This is a genomic window from Natronococcus amylolyticus DSM 10524, assembly GCF_000337675.1.
GTDB lineage: Archaea > Halobacteriota > Halobacteria > Halobacteriales > Natrialbaceae > Natronococcus > Natronococcus amylolyticus.
The window spans coordinates 76,526-94,515 of the sequence record NZ_AOIB01000027.1 but is presented as its reverse complement, the minus strand read 5'-3'; the positions used below and the strand labels follow the sequence as shown (position 1 = coordinate 94,515).

Sequence of the window (17,990 nt, the reverse complement as noted above, 5' to 3'; positions counted from 1 at the left end):
AGTATGGAGGCAATCACGCTCGTTGTCTGGGCGACGATCGGATTGGGGTCAGTAGTCTTGCTCGTTGGCACGGCGACGCTCGTCGTCTCCGTTCGAAAACAGCGAAAAGCCCACCACGTCGAGGTGGTAAAACCCGTAATAACGGCCGAGTTGGCATCCAGGTTAGACGAGGATGATCCCTCTTGGAACGACTGGGTCGAGGAACTATCGCCGCCGGAATGGTCGGCCGTACGTGAGACCGGAAAACGGTTACTCCCGCAGATTCACGGCGGAGAACGGACGAAACTTCAGCAATTGGTTTACGCGCTCGGGTTCACTCCCGAGCGGCTTCGAAACGACCTCGAGTCTGACAATCTCTACCTGACGCTCCGCGCGCTGAGCTGGCTCGCTCTCCTCGAGTACCCGTCGGCCGTCGATACCGCTCTTCGGACCTGTACGTGGAATCAGAGCGTTCGAACGGCGACGGCGCGCGTCCTTTTCGAGAACGACGATCCCCGTGCTAAACGAACCGGTGTGGATCTGCTCCTGTGGGAGGGCCGTGAGCCACTGTCGATCTTTGGACTTGATACCCTTTATCGAATTGTCATTCGGAAACCGGAGTATCTACTGTCTATCGCTAATGAAAAACATGGAGAATGGGAGGATGCGGTGCTTATTCAGGTCTTGACCGTCCTCCAGCACTGTCAATCAGGAGTTAGCCCGTCCTCGTTAACATGGATTCTTTTTTGTCTCGATCATGAATCACCCGAAGTCCGGGCAGCTGCACTCTCGACGCTCGCGGAGTACGGCTGGAACCAGCAGCTCCGTGATGCGGTAGAAATCGAGGACCTCCTTACTGACCCTTCGCCGAAGGTTCGACGGATTGCGTACGACGTTTACGGTCGGTGGAACACCAATCTTGAACGAGTGGTGACAGCCGTTCAGGACGAACCTGACGACTTGGCCCGACTCGTCGGCGTGCGAGTGTTGCATACGCAGGGTAGGCAGAAGAGACCAGCCAATTCCCCTGAAGCGCTCGAACGGACGTGGCGCTGGGTCGAGGCCGAACACACGGCTGTTCTGGAGGATGCATGACTGCCATTGACCTCCTTGCGGGGTTTCTGTTTGGGTTCAGCGTCTTCGTCGTTGCCTACTTTGTGGTAGCGAACACCGCGTATCTCGTCATCCACCTCACGGCGCTGGTTGAGCTGCGTCGGCTGATAAACAAACGGACATTCGAATCGACCTACCAGCGGTTTGGCTCGCCGTTCCTCCCTGGAATCGCGATCGTCGTTCCCGCGTACAACGAAGCGCCTGTTATCGTCTCAAGCGTCCAGTCGTTCCTTGATCTTCAGTATCCCGATTACGAAGTAATCGTCGTCAACGACGGGTCGTCTGACGACACGTTGGATAGGCTTGTCGACGCGTTCGACCTCGAAGCGGTACCCGCATCACCACCGAGAGAACTTCCATGTGAAACCGTACGCGACGTCTATCGTTCGACAGAAAACCGAAAACTGACCGTGATCGATAAGGAAAATGGAGGGAAGGCGGACGCATTGAACGCCGGGGTCTATCTCACCGAGAAACAGCTGTTCTGTGCGGTCGACGCGGATTCGGTTATCGAGCGTGACGCGCTGCTCTCGGTCGCCAAACCATTTCTTGAATATCCTGAGCGAACCGTCGCGACCGGTGGCGTCGTCCGCGTTGCGAATAGCTGTTCGATCACTGAAGGGATCGTCGAAGAGATTCGCCTCTCGCGGAACCCGCTGGTTGGCTTCCAAACAATGGAGTACCTGCGGGCGTTTCTCTCTGGCCGAATCGGTTTGAGCAGCCTGAAGAGCCTAATGATCATCTCGGGAGCGTTCGGCCTCTTCGACACGCGACTGGTTCGAGAGGTCGGTGGGTACCGCTCGGATACGATTACCGAAGACATGGAGTTGGTCGTCCGCATGCACCGCTACCTGAACGAATGCGATCAGGAGTACCGTCTTGAGTTCGTTCCCGAGCCGGTGATCTGGACGGAAGTTCCCGAAGATCGAACGGCGCTAAGTCGACAACGACGACGCTGGCATCGTGGCCTATTCCAAACGTTGACGATGCATCGGAAGATGATCGGCAATCCGAACTACGGTGTAACCGGAATGTTTGCGTTACCTTTCTTTATGGGCGTCGAGGGGTTTGGTCCCCTGGTTGAGGGACTCGGGTACGTTATCGTCCCGTTGGCGTTCGTCCTCGGGATTGTCGACACGTGGTTTTTCATTTCGTTCCTGCTGCTTGCGATCCTCCTCAGCATGTTCCTTTCCTGGCTGTCCGTACTGAGTGAGGTGGCGAGCTACCGGCGCTACGAACGGCCACAGGATGTTGCCCTATTGCTCGGCTACGGTATCCTCGAGAACATCCTTTACCGGCAGTGGAAGACGATCATCCTCTGGCGTGGGTTCGTTGAGTTCCTCCGCGGGGTCGATTCGTGGGGTGCGATGGAGCGAAAAGGGTTTGATGACGAGAATGGCCCGTGATCGGAGCGGAGTATGGCGAGCTCGACAACGTTCGCTATAAAGAGGAGTGCGACAAGTGGGGTCTCCTCATTGACGGCTGCATACAGGCGTTCTACAGGTTTAGTAAGGTAATTATCTTATTCTCTAAGATAGATAAATTCGCACCCATTCATAACTAGAGTGCATGAGTGATAATGGAAGATATTATCACGCTATGTTTGGAATGGGGAGTAGACAATGGGGACGTCAGAATCAATGCAGGAAAAACCAACCCACAACGGATCATGGGACGACATCCCTGATCTGCCACCGAGCGCCAAACTCGTTGCAAAAGTCCTCGAGCACAACGATGCGATGACCCAGCAACAGATCGCCGACGAGTCGCTTCTACCGAACCGGACAGTTCGCTACGCCCTAAATCGTCTCGACGAGGAGAACGTCGTTGACTCCCGATTCTCGTTCTCGGACGCGCGCAAACGCCTCTACAGCCTTAACATCAAGTAATACCGCTGCTCTTTGCTGTCTCCTGCAGGAATATGCGAATGGGATCTCAAAGCTGTCTATGAGCTTTTCTCGCTGAGAGCCTATATGAGTGAACTTAATCAGCGAGCAATGAGTACTCGATCTACATCCCATGTTGTCATTGCCGTTATTCGAATGCGAAGGGATCTTACTCCTAGCGTTTTCACGACCTCTCTCGTAGCCCTCGAGGTTTATAACAAGTCAGTACCCTCGAGTCCGTCAGACATCTGGCTGATGGGGTATTATGCAAAAGCGGGTGTTGGATAGCAACGGTGGGCCCCTGCTGGATCTGAGTGAAAGGCGGCACGTGGGTGACACGAGGTTAGCCACAACTTGGGGAATTGTGGCCAATCTGGCTCGAACAGGTGGGTGCTGATTAGGGTGCTTATGTCGCCCACGAACCGCGATCCACTAATAGTGCACTTTTGTGGTAAGCATGGTGCTTACACCAAAAAATGTCTCATGACTGTGTAGTCCGCATACTGAAGCTCGTTTGGTTTTCCGAGGGTGTACCGATGATCGCTACTCGAGCAACCGAACACCCTCACGGAGCGAGCCCGTGCTCACCGCCGATCGCGACGACTAGGTCTATACGACCTGACTCTGGAGCAATCGCCTCAAACCCGAAACTCAATCGGCTTCACGCCGAGATTTATAACAGATCAAAGTCTTCGGGAAGTTCCTCTTCCAGATATTGAAGCATCCTGGTACGGTTCCTAATTCATCATCAATCTCTTCTATCCTCTGCTCTATATACTACACAACAGTCAGTGGATCAAGATGCCTCAAATAGACTGGTCGCAGCCAACAGATGACAATGCTCAAGTAGAGCGACGGAGCGAGATGGCTCGAGCACTTGCACGGGGAGGCATGGATGACGTGCAAGTTCTCAGCTTTGAAAGCGCTGAGACGGTTCTTACTCCAAAGAGACGCGAAATCATCCACACACTCCGAGGAGAGGAGGTCAAGTCTGTTCGTGAGCTCGCTTGTCTCCTAGAGCGCGATAAGGGACAGGTAAGTCGGGACCTGGGAGTGCTGGCCGAACACGGTGTCATCAAGTATGAGACTACGGGCCGGGCAAAGCGCCCCTATCTCGTTCAAGAACATATCGTCGTAGAACCGCTCTGATCGAAGCAGTCCATCTCACAGACGACAATGGAGAATATTTCACAGCCATCAAATGAGGCGTACTCAGTCGGTGATCTGGTCCAGATCTATCTGGCGCAGACGATTCCGATGCTCAGTATCACGGCATGACGTGTGAAGTCGTCGAAGTTCACACGGATGATCTTAGCAGGGAACGGTTCAAAATTCTCCAAAAGATCATCGGGCACCCTGAGCACCTTCCAACGCTGAAGGAACTCGACTACTTCATGTTGGACGTGAATTCAAGCACCATCAGAAACCACCTAGAGACGTTGGTTGATACTAGTCTCGTTGCTCGAGTCACTCTGCCCGAAGACCAGCGAACGCGTGATAATCCACACGTGTTCTATTGCTTACCGAAGAGGGGAGAGCAGCGCTGGAAGACGCGAACCTACTAAAAGCAGAAGAGGTAGCACAAGAGACGACGTTGAGTGTAGACGTACCACGTGACGTTGAAGCCTATATGCAGCTCTACGACCCGAGTGGAAGCCAGCTAACGTCTACGATCCAGCGACCAAGGATCAGTACCTCACAAAGCACCCTCGGCTAACTGTTTCTGAAGCCTGAGTTCTGTGTCGGAACGGTTGTACTGACGGTCCTGACGAGCGGATAACGGCTGAATCGACGGAAAGTCGTCGCTCTCGGCGGCGGTCTGCCGCCGACGCGACACTGTTGCCACTCACGCCGGAGGCCTGCTCGGGCAGGAGTTACCGGCTAAACCGATTGCTGAATCCTGTCAGCTGACCGTTGAGAAGTCTCAGAATAGCGGAGCAAGACGAAAGGCTACCTCAGTTTAGTGGTGGAACGAAACGGACTACTGGTACTGTTGCGTTAGATCTTGTAAGGTGTAGAAGATACTCTCCATGAGTTCCTCTTCGGTGGCCGATCCATCCAGGTATGCCAGGACCCAGTTTGCTTCGATATGGTATCCAACGACAGAGTCCCCATTGCTATCGACGATCTCAACTACAAGTGCGGCTGGGAAAGCCTCAGCGCCATCAACATAGACAGTGTACGTGGCTGTAACCATCAGTATTTCTTGTAATAGGATATCTATATCGCCAGCAGAGTTGCTCCCGATGGTTAGGTAACCAATATCCTCTTGGAATTGAAGATCATATACTTGTAGGTCAAACTCACCTTCTAACACACCAACGAAGTCTTCAGGACTCTGTATCGGGCTATCCCCATACTCTATTTCGTCCTCATATCCAGTTCCGTCGCCATATTCCGCCTCAATTTCATCCTCGTAGTCCCCATCACCATACTGGCCTTCCTGCTGATTCAGACTGAACACTTCAGCGGTGTCCGCCCCGATGCTAGTGGTAGCAGCAGCGGGTCCAGTCAAAAGGATGCTCAGACAGATGCCAACGACGATGATTGATTGTACTACTGTTCTGTTTTTCTTAGGCATCTTCAACTAGTGTGTGATTGGACAGTATCAATAGCGGCTGAAGAATGTCGAAAGAGAGAGGCGAATGTCTCTGCCTTCAGTTGCGAGCTTGTCGACCAGAACTAACCTCTGTACGATCGTCTCTCAGCGTTTGTTCAGTGGTGGCATTAGATCGGCAGCAGTCAGGTCCCTTCTCCTGTTATTCAAAATACGTGTTGATATATTTATCTATCTTCGAAGCATCTACACGGATATGGATCGAAGAGCCTTCATAACCAATGCCTGTGGAGTGATCGCAGTCCCCGTCTTAGGCGCGAATACGGTGGCTGGAGCCAGCAACAGATCAGTAGCATCGGCCCAGTTGAATGGGAACACTGTGGCGAATGTCCAGGGTGGAGGCTCAGTTGACACGTGGCTAGAAATTCTGACTCAAGGACAGGGTTTGTGGCTACAAGAAGATTATTTGGAACCGGTGCAGTACGTTGAGGGAATTCCGGGAACTCGGACGCATGCATATTGGAAGTTCGCGCTCGGAAATGATGATCCGAATTTCCACGGGCTCGGACACAGAAGTACGATCATTCAGAATCCCGGCGTAACGGTTGATCCAAGCGGGGGTTTGCAAACTCCCCACGAATGGGTCTTAGAGACCGTAGAGGACGAGTCAGGACAGCTACAAATCGTAGTCAGTATGATCCTCGACACCTCAAGAGTCGGTATTAGTCACGAGATGGAATCCTTTGCTCTCCTAGGGTATGATGCTGATTCCAGAACCCTCAGTGTATTCGACTTATCCCAAGGAAGAGATGGAGTGTGGACAATTCAGTTCTAATTACTCCTGCCGTGTTGAATAGCGGTGTCTTCGTGGATGGCTTCGAGCTGGTCACTTTCGTGAGACGTTAAGGGTGGTGATCTCACGAATCGAATAGCCATTTCCCATCTCAGAGGCCGCTATTCAACACGGCAATTACTCCTCAAGCACTGTTAGCCTCAACACCGCCTTGTCATCACGTACTCTTGGACCATACTTGTCGTTCGGACTCACCTGTCGCGTTTGTTCCTCAAGGTTCGACTCACCGAGGTCCACCATCGATTCCCAGACTCGAGTAATCGTTGTTCCATGCGGCTGTTCGACCATGATCGCAGACAAAGCCTGGCCGCACGTCGTCGCAAGTGAACAAGACACCATCAGCAGTAGTCCGTTTAGCCGCGGACTCCTCCTAACGTTCGCAACAAGCAGCACTCCGTGAGTGTTCTGTTCGCAGTGCTCGACCATGAAGCGTTGATTGACCCTATACTGGCGGCGGTTTGCGAAGAAATTCAGCGACCATAAAAAAGAGGGGACGTTCAAGTTTCTTTACGGAAGAGGTACATCGTAAGAGGAGCGAACACCATGACGAGCGCCGCGGACATGAGCAGGACGATGCCGACCTCGCCGGTCGTCGCGGTCCCGTGCATCAGTCCGCGCATCGCCGTGACCAGGTGGCTGACTGGGTTGATGCCAACGAACGCCTCGAGCCACTATGGCATCGTCGCCGGATCGACGAAGACGTTGCTGACGAATGTCAGCGGGAACAGGACCAGCATGCTCGTGGCCATGAGCGACTCCGGACTCCGCATAACGAACCCGAGGGCGGTCCAGATCCACGAGAGGCTGAACGAGAATACAAGCAAGAGTGCCACGGCCGATAGCACGCCAACGGCACCGCCGTCAGGTCGGAACCCGAGGATTAGTCCGAGGGCGATGACGATCGTCGAGGCAATCGTGTACCGTACGGCGTCACCGAGCAGGGCACCGACAATGACCGCAGGCTGCCAGATCGGGAGTGTCCGGAACCGATCGAAGACACCCTCATCAACGTCATCGTTCAGCGTGATCCCAGTGTAGATCGTGATGAAGACAACCGTCATCGCCAGGATTCCTGGCAGGAGCTCTTGCAAGTACGCACTCGTCGAACCCGCAAGCGCACCGCCGAACAGATAGGTGAACAGCAGCAAGAACATGACCGGAAAAACGGTGACGTCAAACAGTTGCTCAGGGACGTGCTTGATCTTTAACAGTGCCCGCCAGCCAAATGTGAGCGATGCAGAGAGCGCGCTCGGCCGCGGTGGCCGCGGCTGGTCCGATACCGCCGATCGGAGGCGTTCAGCGTCGGGCTCGGCGCCGCTCTCGGTTGTCATCGCGATCTCCCCCCGGCGGCCGCCTTGTCTCGACCGTCGCGACTTGCGCGATCAGTGTGTGTATCTCGGTCGTCGCGATCGGTCAGCGCGAGGAACACTTCGTCAAGGCTAGGCTGGCCGAGCGCGAAGTCCGTGACCGCGATCTCGGCCTGCGACAGCTCGACAAACGCGTGCGCGATGCGGTTGGTGTCCGCTATGCGAGCCGACAGCGCAGCCGGATCCGACTCGAGTTTCACGGGGGCGTTGAGTATTCGGGTTAGTGCCTGCCTCGCCTCCTCACGCTGGCCAGGATCACGCACCCGGACGTTCAACACGCCCGAGCCGATCGAGGCTTTAAGATCTCTGGGCGTCCCCTCAGCGACAATTCGACCGTCATCAATAACAGCGATTCGGTCGGCAAGTTGGTCGGCCTCCTCGAGGTACTGTGTTGTCAGCAGCACCGTCGTTCCGTTGGCGACGAGCGCTCGGATAATCTCCCAAACCTGAGAGCGATTTCGCGGATCGAGGCCGGTAGTTGGCTCGTCGAGGAACAGCAGCTCTGGGGTGACGACGATACTCGCCGCGATGTCAAGTCGACGGCGCATCCCGCCTGAGTACGTCTTCACCTGGCGGGACGCCGCGTCGGTCAGGCCGAATGCCTCGAGCTGTTCTATTGTCCGTGCCTTCGCCTCTCGCCGCGAGTAGCCGAGCAGGCGGGCGAGCAAGACGAGATTCTCGTGTCCGGTGAGGTCCTCGTCCACCGACGCGAACTGGCCGGTCATGCTCACGCGCCCGCGAACTGCGTCCGCATCGGCTCCCACATCGTGACCGAACACGCGAGCCGTCCCAGCATCGGGTTGCAACAGCGTCGCGAGCATCCGGATCATCGTGGTCTTGCCGGCACCGTTGGGGCCCAGTAAGCCGTAGATGCCGCCCGCAGGGACGGCTAGGTCTACACCATCGACAGCTTTCGTCTCACCAAAGTGTTTGACCAGCTCCTCGGTTTCGATCGCGAGTGCCGAATCCTTGGACGGGCCGAAATCGCCAGGGGTGGCCCCGGAATTCGCACCGCTTCGATCCGCTGATACCGACCCCTCGAGGCCGGCTGGTTCCGTGAGGTCAGCGGTGTGCCTCGGTGAACTGTGTTCGGTCATTGACTTGCCTCGTCGAGTCCAGTCCGTTGATTGTGACCGACGAATCCTGCGGTCACGCGTTCGGTCATGGGATGGGTAGTCATAGCGTTCTCCTCCCCATTTCGTACGTTTTCTGAGCGGATATACTCGCGCCAAATGTGGAGTGAAAGTGGTTTGGAGAGGCACTGAAACGGACAAATACTCGTGTTAGACGGGTTATCGGCACACTTTCGCACTCGACGCCGTTGGCTGATTTTGGCGGCCCGATACCAGCGGCACCGACTCGACGTTCGACTCAGTCTTTGAATCGGTGCGCTCGAACCCGCGTCTGGTCGACTCGACAATGTTGACGCGATGGCACGGACGTACCGTATGGATCCGAAATTTCCACCGACACCAGTCCCATCGCGAATCATGCCCGTTAAGCTGGATGCGAGCCTCCATCGAGAATCCTCATTGTAGCACTAACACAGCGAGTTTTCAATCAACCAATCCGCCAATGTATTGATCCTCCCAGTCGTGGCGAGCCTCGAGTTCACGCTGTCCACGCTGGGTGAGGAGTAGACGTTCGTCCGACGATCGAGTTGTCCTTTGTCGATCAGCCCCTTCTCGACGATCGTATCCAGATTCGGATACAGACGACCGTGGTGGACCTCTTTTTCGTAATACTCCTCGAGTTCCTCTTTGATGGCGAGTCCATGTGGTTCATCCAGGCCAGCAACAACATAGAGCAGATCGCGCTGGAAAGCGGTCAAATCGTACATATCGGACTCTTGTCCGTTGGCGATTTAAATGAGTCGAAGACTATCTCGAAGGGCGATCTCAGGGACACAGTATGACAACTGAAGCGGACTGAGAAGTTAGGCAGAAGTCGATCTCGCGATGTAGGATCGGTAGAGAAGGGCAAACCTATGCGTTGTATACTTAACGATGGGATTGCTTGGCATGGGATCTGTGGGCAGCATGGTTCTTAAGAAAGAATGGTAAATTGGTCGGTCAACGTCGCAGTTTGAACTCCGACGTTCAGCTGACATAGTAACACACCCTGACCACAAATCTTATCATGCTAGGCCCACACATGAATAAATGGCGAGGCCCCACCTACCAACCAGTTGTCAACCGCGTCTTCCGTAGAAACCCTCACCCCGGGTTTCTCTAAGAAATCCTCATTAGCCAGACTGCCAATCGCGCTGATCGGGTCGTTTGGTCGTCGCTGGCGTTGGGCATCTTGGCCGCTAGTACTAACGCGGACAGAAATCACTGCTCGAATCAAGACCCTTTCGCGAGCCAGGACAGCCTACGCTACTGCGTTGAAAACACGAGAGAACGACTTCCCGTCATAGCTCTACCTTGTGGCCAGAACTACTTAAAGGAACGACGGAGTGGAAAACTGATCCAATTCTCGAGGACTATATCGATAGGTAGGCTTAGACCGCAGCGCCTTCGGCCGTCTCGTTGCAAAGCCCCGTAGCGGGGCTCAACAACCTTAACCAGGGTCGTCACCGATCGACAGCTCGAAGCCCGCACCCCACACCCAAACGCTGATCGAGAGCGGAGTCGTACTGTCGACCGTTCGTAGGAGCCCCTTGACTCCTACGTACGATGCGACGATCACCGCTGTCGTTTCGATCATCATCGCGGACGCCCGGTGCGATCACACCGGGCAGCCTCAATTGCTCGACAGAGTTACTTATAGCCGCCTTTGAATTCCGAAAGTTCCGCTGCTCACTCGAGAAACCCACCGCTGTCCTATTGCCGAGCAATTCTCGCCTGTACTATTTTTGCCGTGGGAATCTCCGAGCAACGGCGCTGATCCTTATCAGTTGGTAGACAACAGTTTAGCAACGTTCCCAGACGGCGATCGACGTTGCTCAAGTAGACGAGGAGCCACAAATTTTATATACTGCACCGCCCGTGGTAGAGACTGGCACGCTTTGGCGTGTCATGCGACAGAGACCGCTGTCACCTACCGTCACCGAATCCGGGACCACCCACCAGACGGATCCGAACTCATGGCGGCCGGTACCCTCTGTCGCTCCTTAGGAATCAGAAGCAGCGGCATCGTTCAGAGTTGCCTACAATGCGGCAATCACCGCAGTCGGCCGCCACGACTGTACATCGTGGCTTTCGGACGTTGGAAAAGCAAGCAGGCCATGGCGGTGTCTACTCGCCGACCTGCTCACAACGAGTTCACAGACGGCTTCTTTCGAGTGCTGGGAGCAAAGCGGACAGTGATGTCTGTCAAATCTAACACTACGCGTGGAACAGCCGTTCAAGACAGGAACCCGCTAAGTGAGGTTTGTGGACGTGCCTCATCCAAGCTTTATAAACAGAGCGGTAGCCGTCCTCTGTGGTTATGGTGCCTACAAACTCACAAGAGACCGCCGTGCCAGAACAGGAGATGGCAGAGATCGATGATCTCGGATCACCTCAGTCGAAACTGGTCTATCTAACCCTCCTTGCGGTGGAGGAGGCCACAGCGACTGAACTCCAGCAATTGCTTGGCCTATCAAAGCTCACGCTCCTACCGATACTCACATCGCTCGTTCAGAAAGATCTCGTCTCCCGTACGGAGGATGGATATGCCAGCCAATAGTGGTGCGGATTTCCCAGCAAACACCATCGATCGGGCTGAAAATATCCAGGTCGACTGTTACGTGCGGTCGGGTGTTCCAGCTCCCGTCGCAGAGACGATCAACGCACTCACCGAGCGCCTGCAGCAGCTGTGTGATCACGGACCCATCTCCGACTTTCAGGTCTCTCAGTGGCCGTCAGAACACCATGGGGTTACTAAGACGGACGAGATGAGGCCCACACGTGACGAACTCGTCGCTGAGTTCGAACAGTGGGCCGAGCAGCACGATTACACACTTGAACCAGCGTTCCGTCGGGATGAGGTTCCGTCGTCACCGCTTGGATTGGGGAGTAACGAGACACACGAACGGGTCCGAGTACCGTTCATAGCAGTAGCACTCTACGAGGCCGATACTGAGACCGGCCTGGATACAGAAGCACTCCGGGGGGTCGTCCCGTATACGGAAGGCTCCGATACGGTTGAGGACCGGACATACACTGTCCAGGAGTGGCTCTCTGCACTCGAAACGAAGGAGTGTGAAAAGTCCCCATACTCTCAACACGATCAGGCGGCAGCGCTGGAGGGCCGGCCATGACTGCAGAACTCGCCGAGCGGCGGGACACTCTGGAACTCCCGCCCCGCCAACCGCTTACGGGACGAACATGTCTGGTGACCGGCGCCTCGCGTGGAATCGGACGTTGCATCGCTCGCGAACTGGGTCGACACGGCGCAACCGTCATCGTCAACTACCGCTCCTCCGAGGAAGCCGCTCACGAGGTCGCCGATACAATCACTGAAGCAGACTTTGAGGGGACGGCTCATCCTGTTCAGGCTGACGTCACTGACCGCGACGAAATCGAGACGATGCGCGAGGCAGTCCACGAGACATTTGGGCCAATCGACGTGCTCGTCAATAACGCCGGGATCACCTGTGATCGGCCGTTCCAAAAGATGACCGTGGAGGACTGGCACCGGGTAATCGATGTCTCGCTGCACGGGACGTTCAACTGCACACAAACGTTCTACGACGATGTCAAAACCGTCGATCACGGGCGAGTAATCAACATCTCGAGCGTGATCGGCAAGCAGGGGAATGTCGGTCAAGCGAACTACGCGGCGGCGAAAAGCGGCTTGTTCGGCTTCACCCGATCGCTCGCCCTCGAGCTGGCGAGCACAGGTACGACGGCCAACTGTATCGCGCCTGGCTTCACCCACACTGAGATGGTCGAGGCACTTCCCGACGAGATCCAAGACGACCTGCGCGCAGAGATCCCGCTCGAACGGTTCGCCGACACCAGCGAGATCGCCGGCCTCGTTCGCTACCTCGCCAGCGAGCAGTCAGGCTACATGACCGGCGAAGTAATCGACATCAACGGCGGAATCGACCTGTGACGGCAGACAGCCAAACAGATCGTGGCGGTTATCAGCGCTTCGATGACTCAGCCTGACCAGCGGGAGGGTGCTCGCAGACTAGACTCAAGAGTTCGAGGTACGTAGCGTGCTCAGAACAGAAACCATCTCGAGATGTTCCCCGCTCAAATCACAAAACGACAGGGGGGTGGGAGAACGGTAAGTGGTGCAACGACTCATCAGCGAAGGGAGGGGGAGGCACCCCTTCAGCTGACTGGCAACTGGAGATTGTACCTACGCCCTTGCGGGCACTCAGTATCATGGCCCGAAGAGATATTGAACGACTAGATTGTGGAACCAAATTAGCGAACGTTAACGCAAATTAGTGGATCTTTCATCGGTATCCAGACGCTACCGAACTATCAGGTGATACGGTCCAAATCGCTAGTCATCGTTTGCTGAACGATTCCTTTCTTTGTCGGTGAGCAACTCAAGGAACCAATCGTCTCCACCCGATTACAGCGGTAGCTTTCTCACCACCTCCTCTGGCTCAAGATTACACCAAAAAGCGCTTCATGACTATAGCCCGTATACTGAAGTTCCGTTTGGTTTTCCAAGGGTACCGGTGATCGGCTACTCGGCCAATCGAACAACCTCACTCGGGGCGGGCACATATTCACCAGTTATCACGACGGCTAGATTCCATGCCACTCGACCCACCACCGAATCAATGTCCTCAAACCCGAAACTCAATCGGCTCCACGCCGAGATTTATAACAGATCAAAGTCTTCGGGAAGTTCCTCTTCCAAATCTTGAAGCATCCTGCGTACGGTTCCTAATTCATCATCAATCTCTTCTATCCTCTGCTCTATATTGATGAATCGATTAGGAATGTTTCGCTCTACTTCAGCTATTGGAAATTGTCCACCTTCGCAGTTAGTGTAGTATAATTTGCCCTCGAGTGCATGGGCCTTGACACGCTCGTGCCAAGCTAACTTTTCCAGCCGAGACGTAATCAACACTATCCGAGATACTCTGGCAGAACTCTCCTCAGTAAGCAATATTTCAGGAAATACCTCTGGTTTTTCATCTGTGAGATGGTCCGAGATTTCTGCCGGGCTGTAGGCCTTCTCTGAATTCTTCTGAAGAAACCTTTCAATCTCTACTTCCAGAATATCTACCCGTTTACTCTTATTCCATTGATCCGATTCGACATCAACCGGCATCCTACTACCCTCTCATACGTACAGTATATTAACTCTAGTCCAGTCACAGAATTAATAGGAACATCTAAGGAAGCTAGCTACATGAGATAATCATAGACGAACAAGTCGTATTTAGTACTTTAACACGACACTTGGTGAATATAGTGACCACCTTAGAGCCAAGCCTTGAGGCACTCGCTATTTCACCTGCAGAGGCGCTGTTGACGCTGATATCGACCGGTTCAAGGACATGATAAGCAGGAGCAGACTAAAACGAGCCTCCATCCGCTCCACAATGCTATCGATCAGGCTACGCGGTGTCATTATAGCGTGAAGCAGGCGCAAAACCCACGACTTCAGTCGTGGGATACGCGCCGTGAGCTTGATTGGTCACCCGACCGTAACGGTCGTTGTGCGCGGAAAACTGGCAGTTGACTCGGTGTTTGCCACGGCGAGAGCCGGAATCAAACAAGTGAGCNCAAAGCTTAGATTCCCAACCTTCAGGATTGACCTGCCCGGCCAACACCGGGTGGGAAGCCCACGACTTTAGTCGTGGGAGCACGTCACACTGAATCGCTTTAACATGAGTCGAATCGATAGAGTGCGTGGAGTCAAGCAGCCGTGGAGAACGGCCTGCATGATGAGCCGGCCGAAGGCATGCAAGTGATATCCAGAGACACATCGTCCTCACATCAGACTCCACCACACCGTACCAGAGAACTTTTGAATCGTATTCGACCTGACCAAATCCGAGTCAGTGGACCATGTCGTCGGTAGCCGCACAGAATCTGTTTGGCCGCTCTCAATCACACGTTCTTGTCGTCGGTGCTCAATCTTGTCCAACTGTTGCATCCGGCGCCTTGTTCGCTGGAACAGACACCTCATATCCATGTGCATGGAATGAGCCGAGACAGAGGAACAGTCCTCGTTCATAGATATCCGGCTGCTTGCTGATCCCGAGATGCGATCCGATTTTCGCGTCCGCCCAGTAGGCGCTGTGCGGTCCCTCGAAAAGGCATTTCAGGAGTCGCGGATCGATATCCATCTTGACATACCCACTGTAGAAATCGAGATCTGGCTCAGAGACGTATCGATAGCCGCCGCCGTTCATCGAAACTTCAAGATAGACGTCATCGACCATCGAGATCAGCACCGTCGTATCGCTACTGTAGTCGATCTTCTTGCGCTTTTGTTCTAAACTCTCATACGCGTACGGAACGTACGCCTGCAGCGCCGACAGGCTCGGGATCGGATTCGCCTCGTAGTCGAACGACCGCTCGGCCAGTTCCTCCGTGATGTACCGCTGTTTCTCCTCGGGATCGGCCGGTTCGAACGGCGACGAGCGCTCGCCTGTTTCGAGATCGATGTACTCTCCGGAGTTGAGGAAGACGCACTCGTGATCGTCAGGATCGACGGCGTGTTCAAAGAAATCGAGGGCTTCCTCTCGCGGTGGGTTAGCCGTGTACTCGTTCAAATGAGCGAGGTCGCCTGCAAGGACGTACTCCCCAGCGAACGGCATGTAGTACGCCGGTTCGAAGACGTCGATGAAATCGAGAGCGAGTTCGTGTTTCTCACGGATCACACGGTCGCGCTCGCGAATCTTCTTCTCGTGACTGTAGTTCGTCACGGCCTGTGGATAGAACTGCGCTGCGCTATATTGATGACAGAGAAGGTCGACCTCCCCGTAGTCATGCTTGACTTTCCGGCAGCTTGATTCCGCCATCGCGAACGGGACATCGTTGGTATCGACGATTGTGAACTCGCCGTCGTCGATGACAGCCATCGAATCAACCTGCGTTGATCCAGGTGAGTCAGCCTCGGAGTCGTACCAGGAACACCCAAAGTAGTTCCCACACAGTTCCGGGTCACATCCATCGGCTGCAAGCACGTTGATGTGCATCTTACCAGTTAGATGCACTCGTTCATCGTGAGGCAGTTCGAGTACCTCGTATCCTAACTCCTCAATGTCATCTTTCAAATAGTCCCATCGGTAGTCGTGGATGAGGATCGGAATGTCGGTATCTATCCGTCGAAGCGTATCGGGATCAAAGTGGTCGGGATGGATGTGCGAAATGTAGATATAGTCGACATCGTTGAAATCCTCTGGCTCAAACTCGGGCTCGGGGTAATGCGCCCACGAACCGTAGTACGCGCCATCAACCAACCAGGGATCACAGAGTATTGACGCGTCTTCGCTCTCGACGAGTATCGCGGCCGACTCGAGATACGTAACTCGCATAGCAACCACCAGTAGACAATGCAATTTTGTTATTTGATTGATACCTAAAAATATGAATCGACTGAATTACTCGTACTGTAGGCCATACTGAGTGGATTGATTAAATTATTGCTATCAATTCAGTTATCTCTTCTGGATCCTCAAGACGCAGAATCACTCGGGCTTTGTCATCATACTGTTTTTCAACGAGATCTGACTCTATCAGGCGGTCGAGATGGTACTCAAGAGTACCCCGTGCAATGACAAGTTCGTCGGTAATCTCCGATGGCGTCGAAGATTTGTGCTCTGACAGATATCGGACTATTTTGTATGAAGTTTCGCGCCGGAGCAGTGCCACTACAATTTGATCTCGTTTGTCATATTCTGGTGGATAGTAGTGGGTCTGTCCGTGAAATTCGCCGTAGTTGAGTTCCCCATCGTTGATTAGCCGATGGATATGATATTGAATTTGTCCTACTGTAAACGCTGAGTTTCTAACGAGTTCATTGAAATGGATTCCAACAGTGGCGTAGACCTGCGCTCTGATCTTTCGTCTTGTGGGGTTCATCTGGCTGCTCAGGAAGATATAAAGGTAACAAGAGAGACATTGAAAAATCCATCCTGTAATTTTGTATAATTAGAAGGGGTCTCGATATATGAGTCCGAGTCTAGCACCTTGTCCAACATTAGTCAACATACTCCCTCTTCCATCTATTTGTTAAGAGCTGCCTGTCTAAAGTTGTTCAAGACTGGTATAGACCCTTTAGCGATACAGCAAAGGCAAAACTACCTAGTACCCTCTTAGACCTTCACAATAGCTCCAGTGAACATTGGAGGTTAGAAATGAATATCACTACTGAACCTCGATCTCGCCACGCATCGTTTCATCGTGGTGTCGACAGACATACTCAGCCATTCCATCAGTGATTTCCTCAATTTCGAGTGTCTCAGTATCCCCTTCTTCGTCGGTCGTCTCAGTCTCGTATTCGTCGACAACGTCATCATCCCCATCTACAATTTCAAGGTTATGATTGCTTCCATCTATATTCTCGAAGGTGATTTCATAGGAGTCACCAGCGGTCAGTACTAGCGTTGGATTCTCTTCGTCTGTGATCGAGTCTGGTTCGACGCCAATCCAGCCATCATTTGCTCCCTCAAGAAAAATTTCTGTTTCCGGTTCGATAGCTTCCTCGTCATCCTGTGCGCTTGCAGGAATACCTATTGAGCTAATCAAAAGGGATCCACCAGCTACCTGAAGGATTCTTCGCCGTGTTGTTTCTTGTAGCATCACCCTGCTCTGGCTACAGCGAGATAGTTAAACCATTCATCAGGGCTACTTGACTACCCCAGAGGTAATTCTATTAATTTTATAAGCTTGTAGTTTGCCTATACAGGTAACATTTCAAAATGTGAAGTGGAAGACTTCTCTAATTTTGCCAGATATTCCAGCGGTAATGTGTTATTCAGACGTAGTTCGGGCCATAAAGCAAAATTTTGCTAAAAATGTCGACAATAGTCGATGCTATCCCATTCTGTACTCAGTCTTTTATCCAACCCCTCTGAATCTGAAAGGAAGCTGAGTTTAGAAGATTTGACTTAGAGAGAAAAGTGCTAGCTCTTCAATGGAATTTGGAGTGTGAACTACATATGACTAGGTAGGAGCCACCTGAATTCTGGTAAGCAACTCCTTCTCAGAACTATCCACTGCCTTCTAATTTTTTGACCTTCCCTACCAGATTACAGTCACCGAATATATAATATCCCATCTCCGGACAAGCCAGATGGATCTGAACCAAAACCGATCACGCTG

Annotated in this window: 15 protein-coding genes and 1 pseudogene; 8 read left to right on the top strand and 8 right to left on the bottom strand. The window is 53.4% G+C overall.

Annotation, left to right across the window (positions count from 1 at the left end):
* Positions 1 to 3 precede the first annotated feature (3 nt).
* The 4 genes from C491_RS13170 to C491_RS21570 all read left to right on the top strand — a co-directional run bounded on the left by C491_RS13170 (position 4) and on the right by C491_RS21570 (position 4,127).
* On the top strand, positions 4 to 1,074 hold the full coding sequence (locus tag C491_RS13170) for a HEAT repeat domain-containing protein (protein ID WP_005557057.1): 1,071 nt from the start codon (positions 4 to 6) through the stop codon (positions 1,072 to 1,074).
* Complete coding sequence (locus C491_RS13165) at positions 1,071 to 2,498, top strand: glycosyltransferase family 2 protein (protein WP_005557055.1); 1,428 nt, start codon at positions 1,071 to 1,073, stop codon at positions 2,496 to 2,498. Before C491_RS13170 ends, C491_RS13165 begins: the two co-directional genes overlap by 4 nt.
* A 216-nt stretch (positions 2,499 to 2,714) precedes the next feature.
* Entirely contained in the window at positions 2,715 to 2,981 is a 267-nt protein-coding gene (locus tag C491_RS13160) for a MarR family transcriptional regulator (RefSeq protein ID WP_049891887.1), read from the top strand.
* An 888-nt stretch (positions 2,982 to 3,869) separates the two neighbouring features.
* Entirely contained in the window at positions 3,870 to 4,127 is a 258-nt protein-coding gene (locus C491_RS21570; protein WP_005557052.1) for an HVO_A0114 family putative DNA-binding protein, read from the top strand.
* Positions 4,128 to 4,959: 832 nt separating this feature from the next.
* Here the strand turns inward: C491_RS21570 and C491_RS13150 are convergent.
* Positions 4,960 to 5,559 (bottom strand): hypothetical protein, encoded by a 600-nt coding sequence (locus tag C491_RS13150; protein ID WP_005557047.1) that lies wholly within the window; start codon positions 5,557 to 5,559, stop codon positions 4,960 to 4,962.
* A gap of 232 nt (positions 5,560 to 5,791) precedes the next feature.
* Between C491_RS13150 and C491_RS22480 the strand changes: the two genes are divergently transcribed.
* Complete coding sequence (locus C491_RS22480) at positions 5,792 to 6,370, top strand: hypothetical protein (RefSeq protein WP_152421319.1); 579 nt, start codon at positions 5,792 to 5,794, stop codon at positions 6,368 to 6,370.
* Positions 6,371 to 7,059: 689 nt separating this feature from the next.
* On the opposite strand, the gene C491_RS13145 is transcribed toward C491_RS22480, so the two are convergent.
* From C491_RS13145 to C491_RS21560, 3 genes and pseudogenes are all read right to left on the bottom strand, one after another.
* On the bottom strand, positions 7,060 to 7,719 hold the full coding sequence (locus tag C491_RS13145; RefSeq protein ID WP_005557044.1) for an ABC transporter permease: 660 nt from the start codon (positions 7,717 to 7,719) through the stop codon (positions 7,060 to 7,062).
* Positions 7,716 to 8,852 carry a daunorubicin resistance protein DrrA family ABC transporter ATP-binding protein gene (locus tag C491_RS13140; protein ID WP_005557042.1) on the bottom strand — a complete coding sequence of 379 codons (1,137 nt, stop codon included), beginning with the start codon at positions 8,850 to 8,852 and terminating at the stop codon, positions 7,716 to 7,718. Before C491_RS13140 ends, C491_RS13145 begins: the two co-directional genes overlap by 4 nt.
* A gap of 459 nt (positions 8,853 to 9,311) precedes the next feature.
* Positions 9,312 to 9,595, bottom strand: a pseudogene (locus tag C491_RS21560) (helix-turn-helix transcriptional regulator).
* A gap of 1,592 nt (positions 9,596 to 11,187) precedes the next feature.
* Here C491_RS21560 and C491_RS13130 point away from each other — a divergent pair.
* Genes C491_RS13130 through C491_RS13120 form a run of 3 tightly spaced genes read left to right on the top strand, consistent with a single transcriptional unit; the run spans position 11,188 to position 12,798 of the window.
* Positions 11,188 to 11,427 (top strand): helix-turn-helix domain-containing protein, encoded by a 240-nt coding sequence (locus C491_RS13130; RefSeq protein ID WP_005557039.1) that lies wholly within the window; start codon positions 11,188 to 11,190, stop codon positions 11,425 to 11,427.
* Complete coding sequence (locus tag C491_RS13125) at positions 11,414 to 12,001, top strand: HTH domain-containing protein (RefSeq protein ID WP_005557037.1); 588 nt, start codon at positions 11,414 to 11,416, stop codon at positions 11,999 to 12,001. Before C491_RS13130 ends, C491_RS13125 begins: the two co-directional genes overlap by 14 nt.
* A complete protein-coding gene (locus C491_RS13120; protein WP_049891880.1) occupies positions 11,998 to 12,798 on the top strand; it encodes a beta-ketoacyl-ACP reductase in 801 nt (266 codons plus the stop codon). The genes C491_RS13125 and C491_RS13120 overlap by 4 nt, the downstream gene beginning before the upstream one ends.
* Positions 12,799 to 13,527: 729 nt before the next feature.
* Here the strand turns inward: C491_RS13120 and C491_RS13115 are convergent.
* From C491_RS13115 to C491_RS21550, 4 genes are all read right to left on the bottom strand, one after another.
* Positions 13,528 to 13,983: a hypothetical protein gene (locus C491_RS13115; RefSeq protein ID WP_005557034.1), complete on the bottom strand. Its 456-nt coding sequence runs from the start codon at positions 13,981 to 13,983 to the stop codon at positions 13,528 to 13,530.
* A gap of 808 nt (positions 13,984 to 14,791) precedes the next feature.
* The gene (locus C491_RS13110; RefSeq protein ID WP_005557032.1) at positions 14,792 to 16,201 is read right to left on the bottom strand and encodes an MBL fold metallo-hydrolase; all 1,410 of its coding nucleotides are present in this window, start codon (positions 16,199 to 16,201) and stop codon (positions 14,792 to 14,794) included.
* 100 nt (positions 16,202 to 16,301) lie between these two features.
* Positions 16,302 to 16,748 carry a winged helix-turn-helix transcriptional regulator gene (locus C491_RS21555; protein WP_083909314.1) on the bottom strand — a complete coding sequence of 149 codons (447 nt, stop codon included), beginning with the start codon at positions 16,746 to 16,748 and terminating at the stop codon, positions 16,302 to 16,304.
* 285 nt (positions 16,749 to 17,033) lie between these two features.
* Positions 17,034 to 17,468 carry a plastocyanin/azurin family copper-binding protein gene (locus tag C491_RS21550; RefSeq protein WP_005557031.1) on the bottom strand — a complete coding sequence of 145 codons (435 nt, stop codon included), beginning with the start codon at positions 17,466 to 17,468 and terminating at the stop codon, positions 17,034 to 17,036.
* Positions 17,469 to 17,990 lie beyond the last annotated feature (522 nt).

Bases quoted from the DNA above. Each gene is read 5' to 3' on its own strand.
- C491_RS13160 (WP_049891887.1), top strand. From the start codon at position 2,715: ATGGGGACGTCAGAATCAATGCAGGAAAAACCAACCCACAACGGATCA.
- C491_RS22480 (WP_152421319.1), top strand. From the start codon at position 5,792: ATGGATCGAAGAGCCTTCATAACCAATGCCTGTGGAGTGATCGCAGTC.
- C491_RS13115 (WP_005557034.1), bottom strand. From the start codon at position 13,983: ATGCCGGTTGATGTCGAATCGGATCAATGGAATAAGAGTAAACGGGTA.
- C491_RS13120 (WP_049891880.1), top strand. From the start codon at position 11,998: ATGACTGCAGAACTCGCCGAGCGGCGGGACACTCTGGAACTCCCGCCC.
- C491_RS13125 (WP_005557037.1), top strand. From the start codon at position 11,414: ATGCCAGCCAATAGTGGTGCGGATTTCCCAGCAAACACCATCGATCGG.
- C491_RS21550 (WP_005557031.1), bottom strand. From the start codon at position 17,468: ATGCTACAAGAAACAACACGGCGAAGAATCCTTCAGGTAGCTGGTGGA.
- C491_RS13165 (WP_005557055.1), top strand. From the start codon at position 1,071: ATGACTGCCATTGACCTCCTTGCGGGGTTTCTGTTTGGGTTCAGCGTC.
- C491_RS13140 (WP_005557042.1), bottom strand. From the start codon at position 8,852: ATGACCGAACACAGTTCACCGAGGCACACCGCTGACCTCACGGAACCA.
- C491_RS21570 (WP_005557052.1), top strand. From the start codon at position 3,870: ATGGATGACGTGCAAGTTCTCAGCTTTGAAAGCGCTGAGACGGTTCTT.
- C491_RS13130 (WP_005557039.1), top strand. From the start codon at position 11,188: ATGGTGCCTACAAACTCACAAGAGACCGCCGTGCCAGAACAGGAGATG.
- C491_RS13150 (WP_005557047.1), bottom strand. From the start codon at position 5,559: ATGCCTAAGAAAAACAGAACAGTAGTACAATCAATCATCGTCGTTGGC.
- C491_RS13110 (WP_005557032.1), bottom strand. From the start codon at position 16,201: ATGCGAGTTACGTATCTCGAGTCGGCCGCGATACTCGTCGAGAGCGAA.
- C491_RS13145 (WP_005557044.1), bottom strand. From the start codon at position 7,719: ATGACAACCGAGAGCGGCGCCGAGCCCGACGCTGAACGCCTCCGATCG.
- C491_RS13170 (WP_005557057.1), top strand. From the start codon at position 4: ATGGAGGCAATCACGCTCGTTGTCTGGGCGACGATCGGATTGGGGTCA.
- C491_RS21555 (WP_083909314.1), bottom strand. From the start codon at position 16,748: ATGAACCCCACAAGACGAAAGATCAGAGCGCAGGTCTACGCCACTGTT.